This is a genomic window from Vibrio sp. 1159 (assembly GCF_033340395.1).
Taxonomy (GTDB): Bacteria; Pseudomonadota; Gammaproteobacteria; order Enterobacterales; family Vibrionaceae; genus Vibrio; species Vibrio alginolyticus.
In genome coordinates this window covers 126,740-146,506 of record NZ_JAWOWL010000005.1, presented here as the reverse complement: position 1 = coordinate 146,506, position 19,767 = coordinate 126,740, and the positions used below count along the sequence as shown (strand labels likewise).

19 protein-coding genes are annotated in these 19,767 nt (G+C 44.8%); 10 read left to right on the top strand and 9 right to left on the bottom strand.

Translation table 11 applies throughout. The features are described from left to right. Nucleotides 1-55 precede the first annotated feature (55 nt). A complete protein-coding gene (locus tag R7127_RS06515; RefSeq protein WP_254903806.1) occupies nucleotides 56-181 on the bottom strand; it encodes a hypothetical protein in 126 nt (41 codons plus the stop codon). A 366-nt stretch (nucleotides 182-547) separates the two neighbouring features. After that, the gene (locus R7127_RS06510) at nucleotides 548-1,360 is read right to left on the bottom strand and encodes an ABC transporter permease (RefSeq protein ID WP_017634681.1); all 813 of its coding nucleotides are present in this window, start codon (nucleotides 1,358-1,360) and stop codon (nucleotides 548-550) included. Between the two features lie 462 nt (nucleotides 1,361-1,822). On the opposite strand from R7127_RS06510, the gene torE reads away from it, so the two are divergent. The 4 genes from torE to R7127_RS06490 all read left to right on the top strand — a co-directional run bounded on the left by torE (nucleotide 1,823) and on the right by R7127_RS06490 (nucleotide 7,664). Then, nucleotides 1,823-2,002 (top strand): trimethylamine N-oxide reductase system protein TorE, encoded by a 180-nt coding sequence (torE, locus tag R7127_RS06505; RefSeq protein ID WP_005378141.1) that lies wholly within the window; start codon nucleotides 1,823-1,825, stop codon nucleotides 2,000-2,002. Nucleotides 2,003-2,052: 50 nt separating this feature from the next. After that, nucleotides 2,053-3,237 (top strand): pentaheme c-type cytochrome TorC, encoded by a 1,185-nt coding sequence (gene torC / locus R7127_RS06500; protein WP_005378139.1) that lies wholly within the window; start codon nucleotides 2,053-2,055, stop codon nucleotides 3,235-3,237. 26 nt (nucleotides 3,238-3,263) lie between these two features. Further along, a complete protein-coding gene (gene torA / locus R7127_RS06495) occupies nucleotides 3,264-5,726 on the top strand; it encodes a trimethylamine-N-oxide reductase TorA (protein ID WP_172563319.1) in 2,463 nt (820 codons plus the stop codon). Nucleotides 5,727-5,924: 198 nt separating this feature from the next. Beyond that, nucleotides 5,925-7,664, top strand: a complete 1,740-nt coding sequence (locus R7127_RS06490) for a glycoside hydrolase family 36 protein (RefSeq protein WP_172563318.1) — start codon at nucleotides 5,925-5,927, stop codon at nucleotides 7,662-7,664. Between the two features lie 77 nt (nucleotides 7,665-7,741). On the opposite strand, the gene R7127_RS06485 is transcribed toward R7127_RS06490, so the two are convergent. Further along, nucleotides 7,742-8,956 (bottom strand): putative manganese transporter, encoded by a 1,215-nt coding sequence (locus tag R7127_RS06485; protein WP_025766868.1) that lies wholly within the window; start codon nucleotides 8,954-8,956, stop codon nucleotides 7,742-7,744. Nucleotides 8,957-9,142: 186 nt separating this feature from the next. Here R7127_RS06485 and R7127_RS06480 point away from each other — a divergent pair, with 186 nt between their 5' ends. Both R7127_RS06480 and R7127_RS06475 read left to right on the top strand, forming a co-directional pair. Then, nucleotides 9,143-10,048: a manganese-dependent inorganic pyrophosphatase gene (locus R7127_RS06480; RefSeq protein ID WP_017634678.1), complete on the top strand. Its 906-nt coding sequence runs from the start codon at nucleotides 9,143-9,145 to the stop codon at nucleotides 10,046-10,048. 68 nt (nucleotides 10,049-10,116) lie between these two features. Further along, nucleotides 10,117-10,506, top strand: a complete 390-nt coding sequence (locus tag R7127_RS06475; RefSeq protein WP_005378129.1) for a DUF2750 domain-containing protein — start codon at nucleotides 10,117-10,119, stop codon at nucleotides 10,504-10,506. Nucleotides 10,507-10,588: 82 nt separating this feature from the next. On the opposite strand, the gene R7127_RS06470 is transcribed toward R7127_RS06475, so the two are convergent. The 6 genes from R7127_RS06470 to pspF form a co-directional block, all read right to left on the bottom strand. Next, nucleotides 10,589-11,380, bottom strand: a complete 792-nt coding sequence (locus R7127_RS06470) for an ATP-binding cassette domain-containing protein (RefSeq protein ID WP_005393308.1) — start codon at nucleotides 11,378-11,380, stop codon at nucleotides 10,589-10,591. Then, nucleotides 11,377-12,372, bottom strand: a complete 996-nt coding sequence (locus R7127_RS06465; RefSeq protein ID WP_005378126.1) for an oligopeptide/dipeptide ABC transporter ATP-binding protein — start codon at nucleotides 12,370-12,372, stop codon at nucleotides 11,377-11,379. Before R7127_RS06465 ends, R7127_RS06470 begins: the two co-directional genes overlap by 4 nt. Further along, nucleotides 12,372-13,259 (bottom strand): ABC transporter permease subunit, encoded by an 888-nt coding sequence (locus R7127_RS06460; protein WP_005378123.1) that lies wholly within the window; start codon nucleotides 13,257-13,259, stop codon nucleotides 12,372-12,374. The genes R7127_RS06465 and R7127_RS06460 overlap by 1 nt, the downstream gene beginning before the upstream one ends. Beyond that, nucleotides 13,246-14,208, bottom strand: a complete 963-nt coding sequence (locus tag R7127_RS06455) for an ABC transporter permease (RefSeq protein ID WP_005378122.1) — start codon at nucleotides 14,206-14,208, stop codon at nucleotides 13,246-13,248. Before R7127_RS06455 ends, R7127_RS06460 begins: the two co-directional genes overlap by 14 nt. Beyond that, nucleotides 14,208-15,827 carry an ABC transporter substrate-binding protein SapA gene (sapA, locus tag R7127_RS06450; RefSeq protein WP_064376950.1) on the bottom strand — a complete coding sequence of 540 codons (1,620 nt, stop codon included), beginning with the start codon at nucleotides 15,825-15,827 and terminating at the stop codon, nucleotides 14,208-14,210. Before sapA ends, R7127_RS06455 begins: the two co-directional genes overlap by 1 nt. A gap of 205 nt (nucleotides 15,828-16,032) precedes the next feature. Further along, on the bottom strand, nucleotides 16,033-17,040 hold the full coding sequence (gene pspF, locus R7127_RS06445; RefSeq protein WP_017820869.1) for a phage shock protein operon transcriptional activator: 1,008 nt from the start codon (nucleotides 17,038-17,040) through the stop codon (nucleotides 16,033-16,035). A gap of 232 nt (nucleotides 17,041-17,272) precedes the next feature. Here pspF and pspA point away from each other — a divergent pair, with 232 nt between their 5' ends. From pspA to R7127_RS06425, 4 genes are all read left to right on the top strand, one after another. Beyond that, a complete protein-coding gene (pspA, locus tag R7127_RS06440) occupies nucleotides 17,273-17,944 on the top strand; it encodes a phage shock protein PspA (RefSeq protein WP_005378119.1) in 672 nt (223 codons plus the stop codon). Nucleotides 17,945-17,958: 14 nt separating this feature from the next. After that, nucleotides 17,959-18,192: an envelope stress response membrane protein PspB gene (gene pspB / locus R7127_RS06435; protein WP_005378117.1), complete on the top strand. Its 234-nt coding sequence runs from the start codon at nucleotides 17,959-17,961 to the stop codon at nucleotides 18,190-18,192. After that, the gene (gene pspC, locus R7127_RS06430; protein WP_017634673.1) at nucleotides 18,185-18,574 is read left to right on the top strand and encodes an envelope stress response membrane protein PspC; all 390 of its coding nucleotides are present in this window, start codon (nucleotides 18,185-18,187) and stop codon (nucleotides 18,572-18,574) included. Before pspB ends, pspC begins: the two co-directional genes overlap by 8 nt. A 161-nt stretch (nucleotides 18,575-18,735) precedes the next feature. After that, nucleotides 18,736-19,767, top strand: coding sequence for an efflux RND transporter periplasmic adaptor subunit (locus R7127_RS06425; RefSeq protein ID WP_005378114.1), 1,032 nt, complete (start codon nucleotides 18,736-18,738; stop codon nucleotides 19,765-19,767).

Sequence of the window (19,767 nt, the reverse complement as noted above, 5' to 3'; positions counted from 1 at the left end):
ATGGTTCGCCTTTCTTTTTATTTGTCTCTGCAAATGTCAAATAAGTCGAGTCATGCTAAATCAACTCTTCGTTGATGCCAAAATCGGTTGGGAGCCAATGAGAAGTTACTTCCTTTGGTTCTTGAACTAGCCAATCCAGAGGTGCATCGGACAGGAGTTCATCGTAATTTTCTTTGATCATTAAGACATCCATGTACGTCTCTCCAAGTTTGTGGTCACTGCCTTTACTATAAAATTAGAACATGTCAGTCACGTGATCAATGCATGACGATTCGATTGATCACTTATGTTGCTATGTTTCTGGTTGCGTATGTGTTTTGGGGGCTTATCCACATTTTCTGTGGATAACCTGTATCAAAGGTCGTGCGTATCTAAACTTGCAAAGAAAATTTCATAAAATTAGAGGCTTATATCAAAAAGAATTCTGCCTGACTTTTCATCTGAAAGCGTCTTGATGAGTGCTCGAAGAATAGTTGAGTTATTCAGTTATAAGTACGTTCGACTTGGCACCATAAGTTGTTTAACGGGCTTTACCCACAAGCGCCAACTAACCGTGAGTTTTGGTCGATTCGGGTTGCTCGATTTTTATCTTGATTCGGCCTTCTTTGGTTTGTACCCAGCGCAATGTCATTTCTAACGTTATGGTTACGGAGGCACTCAACATGACGAAAATAGCCAGCATAATTACTAACTGGTATTTAATCGCAACCATCGGGCTCGCGCCACCTAGAATTTGACCGGTCATCATACCCGGTAAGGTAACCAGTCCTGTAGTGGCCATAGAAGCTAAAGTCGGGGCAAGGGACTTTCTAAGAGCCTCTTGAATGAAGGGGAAGGATGCGTAGCGAGGAGAGGCTCCAAGTGAGATTGCAGCCTCATATTCTGCTTGTCTCTGCTCAAAAGCCGTAAACAAATTCTGAAGAGCGATGATATTACTACTCAAGCTGTTACCCAATAACATACCAGCAAGTGGGATCATGTACTGCGCATTGTAAATAGGGGATGGTTGCACTAGGCCTGCTGTAATTGCTATCAGAAGTGGTATTAGACCACAGGTAAGGCCCGTTAGTAGCGGAAGCATAAGTGGCTTTTTAGGTAAGTGAGCTTTTCCCGCAATTGAGCTGGCACCAATCAGTAGCATGATGGCAAGCCAAAGTATATTGACAAGTAAGCTGTTTAATTGAAAAAGATATTCTAAATACACGCCAATCAATATGAGCTGAAGTGTCATTCGGATAACACTGATTATGGTGTCTTTTGCTATCCCTAATTTGTAGCGGGCATTGATAAAGAAGGGGACCAATAAAATCAAACCAAACAGTGCCAGTTTGACCCAGCTTATATCCACCACGTTATCCATAATCGCTCCTTGAAAATACGCGAATAATTGTATCTAAGCCTCCCCTTTATATGAACCACTATGTGCACTTTTTGCTGTTCTTAAAGTAAACCTTGAGTGCTATTTTAGACATTAATACGCAGCATTTTGTTTACAAACGGTTATCTTTTTCGGAGTTTTTAAGTCGATTTATGGCATGGTAATTACGATTTAAATGTGATCGATGTTTCTTAAATGTTGGTTATTTAACAACTCCTTAAAAGACTTATTTTGTCACATCTGTTCATGTTTTTTAATAAATAACATCAATCCATCATATCTCTGGATGAGCTCAAAAAAGTGTTGAATTACAAGGTCTGAGGTCGCTTATTTGATTGAACCCTACTATTAGTATGGTCTAACATTTTCCATTAGAGATTGTAAAAAACTTAAGCTTGGTTACGCGGGCTTTTCAATAACACTAGATACAAAATAGGCAAATGTATGAGTGATGTTAATAAAATTGAGAGTGGTGAAAAACGCTCCCTGGAGTGGAAGTCGTTCCTCTTCATTGCAGTTGTTCTCTTCCCAATTCTGAGTGTGGCCTTTGTTGGCGGCTACGGGTTCATCGTTTGGATGTTGCAAGTCTTCTTCTTTGGGCCTCCAGGCGCGCACGGCATGTAAGCCAGTGAGCTCATAACCACACTTTTGAAAAGATTTTAAGAGAGCAAATAATGAAATCATTAATCATTAAACTGTGGCGTACCATGACGCGCCCAGCTGTACATATCAGCCTAGGTGTGCTGACTATGGGCGGCTTTATTGCTGGTGTTATCTTTTGGGGTGGCTTTAACACCGCTCTAGAAGCAACCAACACAGAAGAATTCTGTATTAGTTGTCACACAATGCGTGACAACGTGTACGTTGAGCTACAAGAAACGGTGCACTGGAAAAACCACTCTGGTGTTCGTGCTACCTGTCCTGATTGTCACGTTCCACATAACTGGACAGATAAGATCGCTCGTAAGATGCAAGCTTCTAAAGAAGTATTTGCACAAGTATTTGGCAACTACGACGAACCGGGTGTGTTCGAAGAGCGTCGTATCGAACTTGCTAAACACGAATGGGATCGTTTCTCGGCAAACAAATCTCTGGAGTGTAAAAACTGTCACAACTACGAATCGATGGATTTCGAGCAAATGTCTCCTACGGCTCGTATCCAAATGAAGCAAGCCGCTGAGAAAGATCAAAGCTGTGTTGACTGTCACAAGGGTATTGCGCACAACCTACCAGCAGGCATGGACAGCATTGGCGGTATCGTGGGTGATCTAGAGGGTATGACTTCTAACACGGATTACGGCGTTGGTCAGCAACTCGTGAGCGTTCGTCACCTACCAATTTACTTTGATGCGCAAGGCAGTAAAGAAGCTGGTCTTCTTAATCCTGCATCGACCGTTAAAGTTCTTGAAGACAAAGGCGAGTTTGTTGAGATCGAAATTGACGGTTGGCGCAAAGCAAAAGGTTTTGGTCGTGTAATTCAAGAAGACTTCGGTAAGAACATTGCGACTGCGTCTCTGATGAAAGAAGCAGCAACAGACAGCAACATTGTGACGACTGGTGAGAAAAAAGTGGATGAGCTAACAGGCCTTCCTTGGGAAAAAGTAGCGGCGAAAGTATGGATTAAGAAAGAGTCTATGCTGAACGACATCAATCCTGTTTGGGAAAAATCTCGTGAAGCCTACAAGACCAATTGTTCTGTATGTCACACTCAACCTGCGGAAGCGCACTTCGACGCGAACACCTGGCCAGGTATGTTCGACGGTATGTTGGCGTTCGTTAACCTAGATACAGACAGTGAAGCACTGATCTTGAAGTATCTACAGAAACACTCTTCAGATTATGCTGAAGGTCACCACTAATAAGCGTCGGATTGGAGTAATTTTAAATGGCTATTACACGAAGAAGTTTTCTTAAAGGTGTAGCAACCACAAGTGCAGCGTCAGTAATTGGTCCTAGCTTATTGGCGTCCGCCTCTGCAAATGCCGTTGAGACGACAGGTACTTGGAAAGTAACCGGTTCTCACTGGGGCGCGTTCCGCGCCCACATCTACGCGGGTAAAGTTCAAGAGATCAAGCCGCTAGAGCTAGACAAAAACCCAACAGAAATGTTGAACGGCATTAAGGGTATTATCTACAGCCCTTCACGTGTTCGTTACCCAATGGTTCGTCTAGATTGGTTGAAGAAACACAAATACAGCGCAGATACTCGCGGTAACAACCGTTTCATCCGAGTAACTTGGGATGAAGCGCTAGATTTGTTTTATCGCGAACTAGAACGTATTCAAAAAGACTACGGCCCATGGGCGCTGCATGCAGGTCAAACAGGTTGGAACCAAACGGGTTCATTCAACAACTGTACTGCGCACATGCAACGTGCAGTAGGTATGCATGGCAACTTCATCACTAAAGTAGGTGACTACTCGACGGGTGCAGGTCAAACCATTATGCCGTACGTGCTAGGTTCAACCGAAGTGTACGCACAAGGTACGTCTTGGTCTGAGATCCTAGAAAACTCTGACAACATCGTTCTTTGGGCTAACGACCCAGTGAAAAACCTTCAAGTAGGTTGGAACTGTGAAACGCATGAGTCGTTTAAGTACCTTGCACAACTAAAAGAAAAAGTGGCGAAAGGTGAGATCAACGTTCTATCTGTAGACCCAGTGAAGAACAAAACTCAGCGCTACTTAGAGAACGATCACTTGTACATCAACCCGCTGACAGACGTAGCGTTCATGCTCGCTGTGGCACACGTGTTGTACAACGAAAACCTGTACGATAAGAAATTCATTGATACTTACTGTCTAGGCTTTGAAGAGTTCATTCAATACGTTCAAGGTAAGACAAAAGACAAAGTAGAGAAGACGCCTGAATGGGCAGCAGCGATTTGTGGCGTGAAAGCGGACAAGATCCGTGAATTCGCACGCATGCTAGTCAGCGGTCGTACACAGATCCTGATGGGTTGGTGTATCCAGCGTCAAGAGCACGGTGAGCAGCCATACTGGGCAGCGGCTGTGGTTGCTGCAATGGTTGGTCAAATCGGTCTACCTGGCGGTGGTATCTCTTACGGTCACCATTACTCAAGTATCGGTGTGCCTTCTACTGGTTTCGCGGGCCCTGGTGGTTTCCCTCGTAACCTTGACCAAGGTATGAAACCGAAGTGGGACAACAACGACTTTAACGGTTACAGTCGTACTATCCCAGTTGCACGTTGGATCGACTGTCTGCTAGAACCTGGCAAAGAGATCAACTACAACGGCGGTAAAGTGAAACTGCCAGACTTCAAGATGATGGTTATCTCGGGTTGTAACCCATGGCACCACCATCAAGATCGTAACCGCATGAAGAAAGCGTTCCGCAAACTTCAAACGGTTGTAACGATCGAGTTTGCTTGGACTGCAACATGTCGTTTCTCTGACATCGTTCTACCGGCGTGTACGCAATGGGAACGTAACGACATCGACGTGTACGGTTCATACTCGAACAAAGGTCTGATCGCGATGCATCGCCTAGTTGATCCATTGTTCCAATCTAAGCCTGACTTCCAAATCATGAGTGAACTCACTCAGCGTTTTGGTCGCCGCGAAGAATACACTCGTGGTATGAGCGAGATGGAGTGGATCGAAAGCCTATACAACGATTGTAAGAAAGCGAACGAAGGTAAGTTCGAAATGCCAGAATTCAATGAGTTCTGGGAGAAGAGCGTACTAGACTTCGGTGAAGGTAAACCTTGGGTTCGTCACGCGGACTTCCGTAAAGACCCTGAGCTTAACCCTCTAGGTACACCGTCTGGCTTCATCGAGATTACATCACGTAAGATCGGCCGTTACGGTTACGAACACTGTCAAGAGCACCCAATGTGGTTCGAAAAATCAGAGCGTTCACACGGTGGCCCTGGTTCAGACAAATACCCATTCTGGTTGCAGTCTTGTCACCCAGACAAGCGTCTGCACTCTCAAATGTGTGAGTCTGAAGAGTTCCGCGCGACATACGCGGTGCAAGGTCGTGAGCCTGTTTACATCAACCCAATCGATGCAAAAGCAAAAGGCATCAAAGACGGTGACTTGGTACGCGTATTCAACGGTCGTGGTCAGCTATTAGCTGGTGCTGTTTTGACTGACAGCTACCCACGTGGCGTTATTCGTATCGAAGAAGGTGCATGGTACGGTCCTCTAAACGAGAAAGAAGGCGCAATCTGTACCTACGGTGATCCTAACACGCTAACGCAAGACATCGGTTCTTCTGAGCTAGCACAGGCGACTTCTGCGAACACATGTATCGTAGACTTCGAGAAGTTCACAGGTAAAGTGCCGCCAGTCACTTCATTTGGTGGTCCGATCGAAGTTGCTTAATTAGTGCAGTTTGCATAAATCGAAATACCAGCCTCAGGGCTGGTATTTTTTTATCAAAATTTCAGTGAGCGTTGTCTCAATAGTAACTTCATAACATTAAACGAGACTGGTATTCGTGATGATGGTAACGAATTGGGTGAGACAAGCAGGAGATAATGCGCCAAGCTAAACAATAATAATTAAGTGAGTAGACCCATTATGGCTCAGAGCATTCAATTAGCAAATCACACTGAGATCACTGTGAATAACAATGACTTCCAAGTTGAAGTCGAGGGTAATCAATTACATTTTTCTTTTGCTGGTATTCACAATAAAACCTTTACCGACCGTGAAGTGTTGCTCGAAATGCCGTTTTTGTACGAGCACGAGGCCAACGTAATTGGGGATGGTTTTCAAATGTTGGCGCAAACGGCGGGAACGATCAATCACCCCGTTGATATTGGTCGCTGCCCAGACAATAATCCTTCTTATCGAATCTACCCTAAAGATGCCCCTAAGCGTTATTACAACTATTTAGTGGTGGAAGGCTCGGCTGGCTACACATTGTATGGCTTCACATCATGTCATCGCTTTGCTGGCTATTTTGATGTTGTACTGCGTGATGGGCATTGGGTTTTATCAGCCGCAATTGATGGTGAGTTGACTCAAGTGGCGGATTGGGAAAGTAATCAACTTGAATCCGTGGCGGTACTCTGTGGTCAATCGCTGTCCGAGCTTTATCAAACCTATGGCGAGATGATTGCAAAGCATCATCCTGTTCGCCAAGGTGTGACACAAGATGCGCCTGTTGGTTGGTGTTCGTGGTACGCGTACTACGCAGACGTGACAGAGCAAAACATCATGCAGAACGTTGATTGCATGCAAGATAAGCTCGAAGACCTGGAGTGGGTACTTCTGGATGATGGCTATCAAGCCTTTATGGGCGATTGGTTAACCCCATCAGATAAGTTTTCTGGTGGCGTAAAAGAGCTCATTCATAGTATCCGTGCAAAAGGCAAAAAGCCGGCGATTTGGATGGCGCCCTTTATTGCTCAGCCTGAGTCGGAGATCTTCAAACAGCATCCAGATTGGTTTGTTCGCCACAAAGATGGAAGCTTACTTAAAGCAGAAGATGTCACATACGGTGGTTGGCGCTGCACACCTTGGTACATACTCGATACCTCAAATCCAGAAGTGCAAGACCATCTGACGAATGTGGTCTCTGTCATGAGACAAGAGTGGGGCGTTGAGTTGTTCAAGCTAGACGCGAACTATTGGGGCACCTTAAAAGGTGTTCGTAAACAATCTGGTATTACAGGCGTTGAGGCGTATCGCTTAGGAATGGAAGCGATTGCCAAAGGCGCTGGTGATGCGTGGCTTTTAGGTTGCAACGCGCCAATGTGGCCATCTCTGGGGCTTGTGGATGCAATGCGTGTTTCTGACGATGTAGAGCGTCATAGTCGTCGATTCGAGCAGATAGCCAGAGAAACCTTTTACCGTAGTTGGCAGCACCGAAAACTGTGGCAAATTGACCCGGATTGCGCGACATTCACTTCATTAGCTAATCAATCTGCATCCAGAGAAGAGTATGAATTTCATCGCACGGTGTTATTAGCGAGTGGTGGTTTGCTGCTGTCTGGCGACCCACTCCCTGAGATTACGCCGTTTGCTAAGAAGACACTGGCTAAGCTCATGTTACGTCAACAACGTAACCAGCAATCTGCAAAGTTTACCGCTTTGAGTTTAAATCACGCGTTTTTAAAACTAACGACGAAGAATGACCTCCATTGTTTGTTTAATTATGCGAGTTACGGAGCGATGGAATTTACGCTGACGTCTGATCAACCGGTGGACTGGTATGATTACTGGACAGGGGAAAAGCTAAACCAAGAACCTTGCCAGTTGTTAATGGTGAGCGTGGATAAAGGGCTCAATGCGAAAGCGATCGTTACAGCATAACGTGAAGTAAATCGCCTAATACCAAGATCAAGAAAGGAGCCTATTGCGGCTCCTTTCTCGTTTTGATGCTCTGGGCGTTAGAACTCGAATAAAAAGTAATACCCGTATCCAACAATAAACGCAGGAATGGACGAATAAATAGTCGCGACCAAAGCAGCTTTCGGTGCCATAGCAATGGCGGGGAATAGGGCGTCACCATCGTTAGAAATCGCATTTGCCAATTGCGCCGAAAGTGGCGCTGCACCAGAGATGTACAGGCTAGTGACTAAAATTTGCGGACCACAACCAGGTAGCATACCAATGGCTAAGCCAGCTAATGGCATCCATATCCCCCAATGAGAAAAGGTTTCTACGAGGTCGATTCCAGAAAAATAGGTCGTCAGTTCAAACGCCAGAAAAGCGACGATCACCCAAGCACTGACGAAGTTTGTGTCTTGAGCCGCTTTTTGAATTGGATGCGAGTCCACAATTTTTTCATCTTCAGAGACCGTTGACTGATAATCGCCGAGCTCTTTTGTCATAGCCCACAACGACATTGTGATCACCGCGAAGATAGCGCCCAGCCATTCAATGGTGTTGGCTTTCAAAGATAGCAACTGATTAATATCTATTTGGAAAGACATTAACACAGCAACGACACTAGCAGGCACAATAAGCCATTTCCAAAATGCGCCTTGTAGATTGATTGCACGTTGTTCAAGAGGCGTGTGTCGGTCTGTCTGGTGTTGGCAACAAGCATGTGTCTGAGGTGCTTCTTTTGGTTCTGGTCGCAGAAAGTTATCAGCATGAAAAGCATTAACGACTAACCCTGAAAGAGTACCCACGATAATGCCTAATCCAACCACGCCTAATCCAACACTTGGTTTGGCGGCAAGAAGTAAAAAGGCAGCGTCACCCATTGTTGAAGTAAGTACCGCGACAATCGCACCAAATCCCACTCGGCCACTAATAAATTGCGTTGTCACAACAATAGCGCCACCACAGCCAGGCAAAGCACCCAATAAAGAAGCAAAGAAAACCTGATGATTACGCGAGCGATGATATAGCTCGGTAATTCGATTGGTTTTCGACATAAAGTTTGAAAGATAATGATAAATAGCCAATGTGGCAGCAACATAGCATGACACTGCCCAGAATGAGTCGGATAGCGTCTGTACGGCTACGTCACGTGTATTTTCATTGCCTAGCAAAATGAGCATGACGATAGGGATCAGCAATCGCTTATAAGCTAAACGAAACTGAGTAGGCTGAAACAACTGTTGTGCAGAGTGTAATAATTGGGTCGCGTTCATCGTTTACTCAAATGCAAATAGGAATAATTATCATTATATGTAAATGAGATTTATTCGCAATAGCATTGTGAACTTTTCTTCGTGTCAAACTCTCTGAAATCAGGTAAAGTATCGGCCTTTGTGAGCAAACACGCCCTAATTAACTGTATTAGGCGGCGTATAAAATTGACTTGAATAGGAAGAAACATGATTCTAGTTGTAGGTCATAAGAACCCAGACAGTGACAGTATTTGTAGTGCACTCGTTGCAACTGAACTTCTAAAAGCGCGTGGCGTTGAAGCTATGCCAATTCGCCAAGGCGAAATCAACCGTGAAACTCAGCACATCCTAGAAGTTGCTGGCGCTGAAGTTCCTGAGCTTCGCACATCAGTTGCGGGTGAGACCGTTTGGCTAGTAGATTACTCAGATCTAGCACAAGCACCAGACGATATCGCAGAAGCTGAAATTGCGGGTATTGTTGACCACCACCGTCTAGGTGACGTGATGACAGTAAACCCAATGGAAGCATGGATCTGGCCTGTTGGTTGTACCAACACTGTTCTATTCAACATGTTCAAGATTGAAGGTCACGCGATTACTCCACAAATTGCTAAGCTAATGATGTCAGCAATTCTATCTGACACAGTAGGTTTTGCTTCTCCAACTTGTACACAAAAAGACAAAGATGCCGTTGCTGAATTAGCGGCAATCGCAGACGTACAAGATGTTGACGCGTTCACTAAAGATCTTCTAATTGCTAAAACAAACATCGAAGGTCTATCAGCGGCTGAGCTTGTTGAGAAAGACCTTAAAGGTTACCCATTCAACGGTCGTGACGTAGTGGTTGGTCAGGTTGAACTTGCAACTCTTGAGCAAGTTGACGGTATGATCGAAGCACTAGAAGCAGACCTAGAATCTCGTTGTGAGAAAGATAACCTAGCGTTCGCTGCTGTAATGCTAACAGACATCACGACTGCTCAAACTCGTCTTCTATACAAAGGTGAGTGGGCTGAGAAGCTTGTTAAGCACGAAAAAGACGGCATGCTAATGATGGAAAACACGCTAAGCCGTAAGAAGCAAGGTTGGCCTTGGCTTCAAACTGAGCTAGCTTAATTTTCTAGCATATACTTTAAATGCCCGCCTAGCTGCGGGCATTTTTCTATGGGAAATAGGAGACGAATATGTCTGAGCAACTGACCCAAGAGCAGATGGATACCATTAATCGCTACAACGAAGAGCAACGTTTAAAGTACTGCGTAAAAGAGATTGTGGCGAATCGTAAGGTTTGGATTCTGAAAGACGAACATGGCTGTGTCATGTTAAATACAGAAGATGATGATTGTGTACCAGTATGGCCAAACGAAGAGTTCGCTTTGCAATGGGCGAATGGTGATTGGGAAGATTGCGAGCCTGAGGCGATCTCTTTAAACAAGTGGCACAGCCGTTGGACCTCTGGTCTAGAGGATGACGAGCTATCGATTGTTGTATTCCCAAATCAAAATGAAGAAGGGGTCGTATTGTTTCCTGACGAGTTTGATTTTGAACTGCGCAAACAAGCGAGCCGCCGTTAGTTCTTTGATTAGTACCCATGCAATAAAGAAGCCTGCGTTAAAGCAGGCTTCTTTACATTTGAACGATTACATCTTTGATAAGCTATTTTGTTTGATGGCTTGGCGCTTTATAAAAGTGGCTTTCGACTAGTCGTTGAGTAATAGGATGCTCGGGATGAGTCAGTACTTGGTTGGTCTCGCCAAACTCGACCACTTCACCTTCATGCATCACCATCACTTTATCAGTAATATGCTTAACAATGCCAATATGCTGAGACACGTACACAAATGACAATCCCATCTCTTCTTGCAACTCGAGGAATAAGTTAATGATCTGCGAGCGCATTGCCATATCCAAACCGTTTAACGCCTCATCAGCGACAATGATGGAAGGTTGAAGAATAAGTGCACGAGCCAAACACACGCGCTGTTTTTGACCGGCAGCTAGCATTTGTGGATAAAAATAGGCGTGCTCAGGCAGCAATCCTACGCGGAGCAGGGTGTTCTTTACACGCTGCATGCGCGCATCTGGCGGCATGTTGGTATTTCGCTTTAGCGGACCTTCTAAAATACGACCAATCTGGATTCGTGGGTTTAACGATGTGTTTGGATCTTGGAAAATCATGCGGATGAGCTTGCAGCGTGTCGCGTAATCTTTGTGCTCCAATCGTTCGCCATTCACACGGATCTCTCCGGAGCTTGGTTCAACAACGCCAGCAAGCATACGAGCTAGTGTGGATTTTCCTGACCCGTTTTGACCAATAAAACCAATAGTTTGCCCTGGCTCTAAAGTAAAGCTTACCGGTTTTACTGCCTCATTAACCTGGCGTTTGAACAGACGGGAGCGCGTAACAAATTGCTTCGATAAATTATCGACTTCAAGTAACGCACTCATGACTTTTTCTCCGTGTTCAATGGAAAGTGGCAGTTAAATTTATGATTCTTAATTCGTCTGGTGTGTGGAATTTCTACACATTGTTTCTGCGCATATGGGCAACGTGGTCCGAGGCGACAACCGATAGGTAGATGCTGCAATGGCGGAATCGAGCCCGGTAGGGATTGGAGTTTTTGCTTGTGTGGTACCCAATCATTAAAGTCAGGCATCGCTTTAAGCAAGGCATCGGTGTACGGGTGCTTGGGTGCCGCAATGATTTTACTGGTATCGGCAGACTCCACCGACTGACCACAATACATTACCGTAATACGTCCTGCCCACTGTGTTATGGTCGCTAAGTCGTGGCCGATAAGCAGAATGGTTGTGTTATTAAGTTGGTTCATGCGGCTCAACAGACGCAAAATTTGCGATTGGGTAATCGGGTCTAAGTCGTTGGTTGGCTCATCTGCGATCAGCAACTTTGGTTTGGTCGCTATCGCCATGGCAATCATGACTTTTTGACACTCACCATCAGTCAGTTCATAAGGATAGCTACCCATTAAACGCTTGTGATCTTTAATACCCACTTTATGCAAAAGCGCGATGGCCTGTTTTTTACGCCATTTAAATCGCTCCCACCATTTCCCTTCAAATGCGCGAGATGGAATGGATTCAATCAATTGACGCCCGACTTCCTCTGAAGGGTCAAGACAAGTTGAAGGTTCTTGGAAAATCATCGCAATATCACGAGCAATGACGCGCCGACGCTCTTTTGGTGTAAGCTGAAGCAAGTCAATATTGCCAAGGCGCATACGGTCTGCGGTGATGCGCCAGTTATCTTTACTTACCCCGACAATCGCTTTTGCAACTAAGCTTTTCCCTGAACCAGACTCACCTACAAGACCACGAATTTCGCCTTCGTTCAAAGTTAGGCTCATTCGGTCAACGGCTTTGACCAACCCTTGAGGTGTTTCGATCTCAATGGTCAAATGTCGAATATCTAACAACGGCATTATTCGATCCCCGCATTAAGCGCTTGACGTACACCTTCACCTACTAAGTTTAGGGTAATAACAGTAAACATGATGGTCAGGCCGGGTAGGGTCACTGTCCAAGGTGCAATATAAATAAGCTCGACAGAGTCACCTAATATTGCTCCCCACTCGGTGCTTGGGGCCTGTGCGCCTAGGCCAAGAAAACCCAGTGCCGTAATATCTAAAATCGCAGCAGACAGCGCGAGTGTGATTTCAGCGGCAATGACCGTCAGAATGTTAGGAAGAATTGAACTCCACAGTAAGTAGAAATCATTAGCTCCATCAAGGCGTGCTGCCATTATGTAGTCTTTTTCAACTTCGGTGTGGACTGCGATATAAACAGAGCGAATAAAACGCGGAATCAAAGCTAAGCAGATTGCGAGTAAAATATTGAACCCACCAAAGCCGAGAAATGCCACAAAAATGATTGCTAATAAGAGCGACGGGATCGACATGACGGTATCGAGCAAGTGGTTGAGAGTACTCGACAGTAAGCCTTTCGTCATACCTGCCAATACGCCAATTAAACAGCCTACAACGGCAGCAATTGCGGTGATGGCGACAGCAGCGCCAAATGTTAGCTGAGAGCCCATAATCAGGCGCGAAAGAATATCTCTACCTAAGTCATCGGTCCCCAAAAAGTAATCAACCGTTCCTGCTGGGGCCCATGATGGCGGCACAAGCAACTCACCTGACTGTGCTTGGGCGTCAAATGGTGCAAGTAGGGGCGCAAAAATGGTAATAAGGACGATAAACACCAAGCACCACAAGCCAAACATGGCTAGTCCGTTGGCGCGGTAGCTTCGCCAAAAACGCTCAAACTGTGTTGGAATGCGCTCTTCCTGATAAACGTTATTTGTTAGCATACCATTCCTTTCGAACTAAAGGGTTAATCATCGCGCCAATCAAATCCGAGAGAATGTTAGCGGTAAGAACCAAAGTCGCAAGTACCATCACGCCAGCTTGGATAGATGCATAGTCTTGGCTTGCTAGCGCATCTAAAAGCCAACGACCAATACCTGGCCAGTTAAAAATAGACTCCGTGATGATAGCTAAGGTAATCATACTCGAAAGTTGAACACCAACTTTGGGAATGATAGGCGGTATCGCATTCCGCAATACATGTTGAGTTACGATTTCGCGGTTAGAAAGACCTTTGATTCTCGCTGCACGGATGTAGTTTTGGCTCATCACTTCCGCTACCGAGGAACGCATTAGTCCGACAACCTGGGTGGTTGGAGCCAAAGCGAGCACCAAACATGGCAGCACCATATGCTCAATGACGCTTTGCAGTGCATGAGCGCGGTATTCGCCTTTCGCCATGAATGCGTCGATAATGGCAAACCCGGTTACATGATCAATTTCGTAAAGTAAATCATACCGTCCCGCAACGGGAAAGAGTTGGTATTCCAATGAAAAGACCATGATAAGTAACAGAGCAACCCAAAAGATTGGGGCGGAATAACCAGACATTGACATGAATGAAATGCTGGTATCGAGCCATTTACCTTGCTTCATCCCAGCCACGGTTCCAAGTGGAATGCCGATCAAAAGGGACACCAAAAAGGCAAAGAAACACAATTCCAAAGTGGCTGGGAATACAACGGCGAGCTCGTCGTAAATCGCATTGCCGTTTTTACTTATGCCAAAATCGAGTTGAGAAAGGTTGATCAAGTAAGTTTGCCAGCCAGACCAAAAATCAACGTTTGCCCAGTGCGAGAGAGGGTCAAGGCGCAGCAGAGAAAAACCCACTAATGTAAGGATCATCAAAGTGATGATAAATAGGTTAAAGCGTCGAACGGTATACCAAAACATCAGTGAATTCTCTCAACTCTATCAAACGGTTGGGCATTGAAAGGGCTTGATTTGAAGCCTGTCAGCGATTTGTCGTGCACACGGAACTGCACGCCATGCGCCAGAGGAATAACCGGGAACTCTTGATTCAAAATGTTCTGTGCTTGGCGATATAGGTTCAAACGGTAACGCGGTTCTTGAGTTTCTAAAGCCAAATCGAGCAAGAAATCGAAGTCATCGTTACACCACATGGACACGTTAAGGCCAACGCGGTCAGACTCGCAAGATAATAAAGGGCGGAAAAAGTTGTCAGGATCCCCGGTATCACCAATCCAACCAGTTAAAAGTAAATCGATATCGTTGATGTTCTCCAAATCCACACGTTCAAACCTATCATCGGTAAGTAGCGTTAATTTAACCCCAATATCGGCAAAATTCGCTTGGATTAGCTCTGCGGTCTTGCGAGGGCTTGGGTTAAAAGCACGTGGTTCAAGTGGTACCCACATGGTCAATTCTAGGCCGTCTTCGTAGCCTGCATCTCGAAGTAGTGCCAATGCATAATTCCGGTCATAACGAATTTTTACGCTGTCTTTTTGATAAGCCCATGAATTAGGTGGTAGCAAGGTATAAGCTTGGGAGCCAGTTCCGTAGTAAACCGAATCTAAAATATTTTGACGGTTGATCGCTAAGTTAAGAGCTTGGCGAACTCGAGCATCACTCAGCGCGGTGGTTTCTGTGTTTATCGCAATAAAGGAAACGTTGTTAGCTGGTGTAGCCGTCAGCTCAAGGTTGTCATTTTCTTGAATGACAGGTATTTGGCTCGAAATAGGTGAAGAGAGTACGTCACACTCGTTTCTTAAAAGTTTAGCTAATGTACCCGTCCCTCTGTGAGAGATATCGAACACCACTTGTTCCATTTTTGCTGGTGACTTCCAGTAATTTGAATGACGCTCTAATCGAATCAAGTCGTTCACTTGGTACTCTTTTAATTGATAAGGGCCGGTACCGATAGGAAGTTGGTCGATTTCTTCTTTATGATCTTTTGCTGCCAATTGCTGTCCATACTCCGCAGACAAGATAACCGCATGGCTGGTGGCAATATTGGCCAAGAAAGAAAAGTTTGGCTGAGATAACGTAAACCTTACCGTATACTCATCTATTGCAACCACGTCTTGGAGTAGGTTTTGAAAATCTAACCCTGCAAACCATGGATAAAAACCACCACCTACTTGGTGAAAAGGATGGTCTACATCGATGATTCGCTTGAAGCTAAATACCACATCTTTTGCATTCAATGAGCGAGTGGGTGTGAACCAAGGTGTGGTTTGGAATTTAACACCACGTTTAAGCTTAAACGTGTATTCCGTCCCTGATTCATTTACTGACCAACTCTCGGCGATGCTTGCCACGGGCTGATGTGATTTAGGATCGAGCGTGAGCAGCGTATCGTACAGCTGCGGGCTCAGAGCCTCTGCGGTAATACCGCTATCAATAAGCTGAGGGTTAAACGTGGTCGGCTTACCTTGTCCGCAAAACACAAAGCCAGCTTTGCGAATATCATTGTGGTCAATTTCATCGCCACAAGCGGTCAGTAGGCTAATCCCAATAAGGCTCAGCGATAATCTTATAAAAGCATTCATAATATGAAATGTTCATTGGATCTTGCTCGTTTCGTTTGATCTTACTCTTTCAAAGCTAACAAGCGAAAATGATCTCGCTAATTTATCACCTTTGTGAACTCGCTCCAAACATAAAATCCATACACTGTAAGGTGTTATGCCATAAATGCATGCGAATTAGAGCGCAGTCACGAGCTCGTGTATTGATTGAGTACTCTCGGTCAAGTTAGCTTTGTCCGACCAAACCATATTTTCTAACCATCCCTCGTAATTGGTGATAGCTCAAGCCAAGTAGCTCGGCTGCTTGACGTTGATTAAACTTGGCTTCTTCCAATGCACGATTGAGTAAATGGATATCTTGTTCCTCTTGCCATTGTTTATAGTCTAGAGGGAATTGGATGGTGTTGCTTGATGCTTCCTCTTCTTGTTGTTCTGCTTGTTTTGCACTATGGCCAAGCGCGCTGTGCCAAACCGTTTCAAAAGGATTGAAAACCAGTTCATCAATTGGGTGAGCATTCAGACCATGTTGGTAAATCGCACGTTCAATCACGTTTTTTAGTTCGCGGACGTTACCGGGCCATTCATATTCAATAAGCGACTGCTGCGCTTTTGGGGTAAAACCGACAAAGTATTCCAGTTGCAGTTCACGACACATTTTCATCGCGTAGTGCTCTGCTAAAGAGAGAATGTCTTCTTTGCGCTCGCGAAGAGGCGGTAACATAATGACATCGAAGGCTAGCCTGTCGAGCAAATCTGCACGAAAATCACCTTGCTCTGCCAATTTTGGTAGGTCGGCATTGGTTGCACAAACAAGTCGAACATCCGCATTGAGAGCGGTATGACCGCCAACTCGCTCATATTCACCATATTCGATGACGCGTAATAGCTTTTCTTGAACTAAAAGTGGTGCGGTCGCCAGCTCGTCAAGAAACAAAGTACCGCCCTCGGCACGCTCGAAACGCCCTTTATGCTTACCTTTAGAGCCTGTGAAGGAGCCGGATTCATGTCCAAACAATTCGGAATCTATTAGCCCTTCGCTTAATGTCGCACAGTTGAGTGATAGTAGTGGTTTATCCCAACGTCTTGATAAATAATGCAAACGCTGAGCGATGAGTTCTTTACCCGTACCTCGTTCACCAATGATGAGGACAGGGCGCTCAATGGGTGCAAGTTGTGATACTTTATCTAGTACAGCGAGAAAAGCAGGTGATTCACCAATCAGGTTTTGCTTCATAAAGTCCTTCTTATTTAACAGCCGAGCCATGATTTAGAGATAGAGTTGGTAAATTTCACCAACAGTTGGTGAAAAACATCATAGCACAATAGTGTGTAACGACAACAAAATGAATAACACTATGATTTAAAAGAAAATTATAAGTTGGCACGTTACTTGTTATATATTCAGGGAGACACAAGGTTAATCACCACCTTGTCGAGTTTTAATAGGAAAAAAGAGGAGTTCCGTTATGGGTATTTTTTCTCGATTTGCAGATATCGTTAACTCAAACATCAGTGCATTACTGGACAAGGCGGAAGATCCTGAAAAAATGATCCGTCTTATCATTCAAGAAATGGAAGACACACTTGTTGAAGTGCGTACTAACTCGGCTAAAGCGATTGCAGACAAGAAAGAGTTGGCTCGTAAGGTTGAAACGTTAGAAGAGCAAATTGGCGAATGGGGCCAAAAAGCGAGCTTAGCATTAGTTAAAGAGCGTGAAGATCTAGCTCGTGCAGCGTTAATTGAAAAGCAAAAGCTAGAGCAAGTGATTAAAGGCCTCCACACTGAGCAAACCTTAGTGGAAGAAACGATCGATAAGCTTACTGGCGAGATTGGTAAGTTGGAAAGCAAAATTGCTGAAACGCGCGCAAAACAGCAAGCACTAGCAATTCGTAACCAAACTGCATCTAACCGTCGTGATGTGCAAAAACACCTGCACACTAGCCGTACTAATGAAGCGATGGCGAAATTCGAGCAATACTCACGTAAAGTGGATGAAATGGAAGCGGAAGCAGACCTGTATGCTCAAACCGGTAATGCTAAATCGCTAGAACAAGAGTTTGCAGAGTTGCAGGCACAAGACGAAATTGAAAAAGAGTTGGCAAAACTGAAAGAACAGATGTCATCGAAAGATAAATAAGAAAGGAGCCATTTATGTCGGCATTTTTTATAGCAGGACCAGTGATTGTCTTTTTAATCTTTGTCGCTCCACTATGGCTCTTCTTACACTATCGCAGCAAACGCAAAACAGATAGTGCACTGTCGAGCCAGGATTTAGAGCGCCTTCAGGTACTATCTGAAAAAGCAGAAGCGATGCAGTCCCGAGTTGATACATTGGAGCGCATCTTGGATGCTGAGTCACCAACATGGAGACGCAAGTATGAATAATCGAGAACTGTATCGTGATCCAGTAAATGGCAAAATCTCCGGTGTTTGCGCCGGTATTGCCAACTACTTTGGTGCAGAAGTTTGGTTGATTCGTATTGTAGTGATTTCTGCAGCGCTGTTAGGTGGTACGTTTTTGGTATTGTTAGCGTACGTCGCGATGGCGTTTATGTTAGAAAAGCAACCAGTAACGTATTCTGAAAATATCAGAGCGCAGCAAGAGCATACGCTCAAAAGTAAGCCTTGGCAGAAAGGGCAAAGCCCTGATCAACTGCTCAGTGTGTTGGAAAGGGATTTTGACCGTCTTGATGGCAAAATTCGTAACATGGAAGCTTATGTTACGTCTGATACATATAGGGTGAACAGAGAATTCAGTAAGCTTTAGGCATTTTGTATCCAAAGAAGATTTAACTGAAGCAGGCATAAAGCCTGCTTTTTTATCACAAATTACTAATTTTAAAGCACTATTAATCTTTTCTGCTCTGGAAGTTCGTTCAAAATTCATCTACTTTAAAAATAATCCCCCAATTTTTATGGATGAATGTAATGAGAAAATTGCTCATTCCTATTGCCATCTCGGCTGTCTTGTCGGGGTGCGGTAAAGAACTTCCTCCTGTTCCTGAACCTGAATCGCGCCCTGCGAAGCTATTTACAGTATCTGTTGGCAATGCCCAGTTTGAGCGACATTTTCCTGCCACGACGGAAGCTGGCGATAGAGCAGTACTGACATTTCGAGTTCCTGGGCTTCTTCAAACGATAGAAGTGAATGAAGGTCAAGTCGTCAGTAAAGGTGATGTTTTGGCGTCATTAAACCCAGATGAATATTCTCTGCTCGAACAGCAAGCTCGGGCAAATTTTTTGCTCGCAGATGTGCAATACAAGCGATACCAAAAGCTACGTAAAGACCAAGTAGTATCTGAGCAAGATTTTGATGAGGCAAAAGCGAACCACAACTCGGCAAAAGCTCAATGGAATCAAGCAAAGGCAAACTTAAGGTATACCAAACTTGTCGCGCCATATGATGGAACTATTTCGTACATTCCAGCAGAAAACCATGAATATGTTGCCGCGAAAGAAGGGGTGATGAATATTCAGTCCAACCAACTCCTCAAAGTGATATTCCAAATCCCAGACTATCTTCTAAATCGTTACACGCAGGGGAGCGATGTCTCTGCCAGAATGATATTTGATGCGTTCCCCGAGCGAGCCTTTGACTTAACCTTTCAGGAAATCGATACAGAAGCCGACCCTAAAACGGGCAGTTACAAAGTCACGATGGTCATGGAGCGGCCAGCAGAAATTGGCCTTTTGCCGGGAATGTCTGGCAATGCTTACCTCCTGTCCAAAAGTGCAGGAGCGACAAAGATTCCTAACTCCGCGTTGCTAGAAGAAAACGGCAAAACATACGTTTGGCGTGTCGATGAGCAAGGCATTGTATCCAAAGCCGCAATTGAGATGAATGACAAAAATCAAGTGTTAGCCGGGCTTAACGATGGCGACCAAATCATTATCTCGGGTGTCAGTGTAATTGAACCCGGAATTAAGGTAAGAGCGTGGATTAAGGAAAGAGGGTTGTAA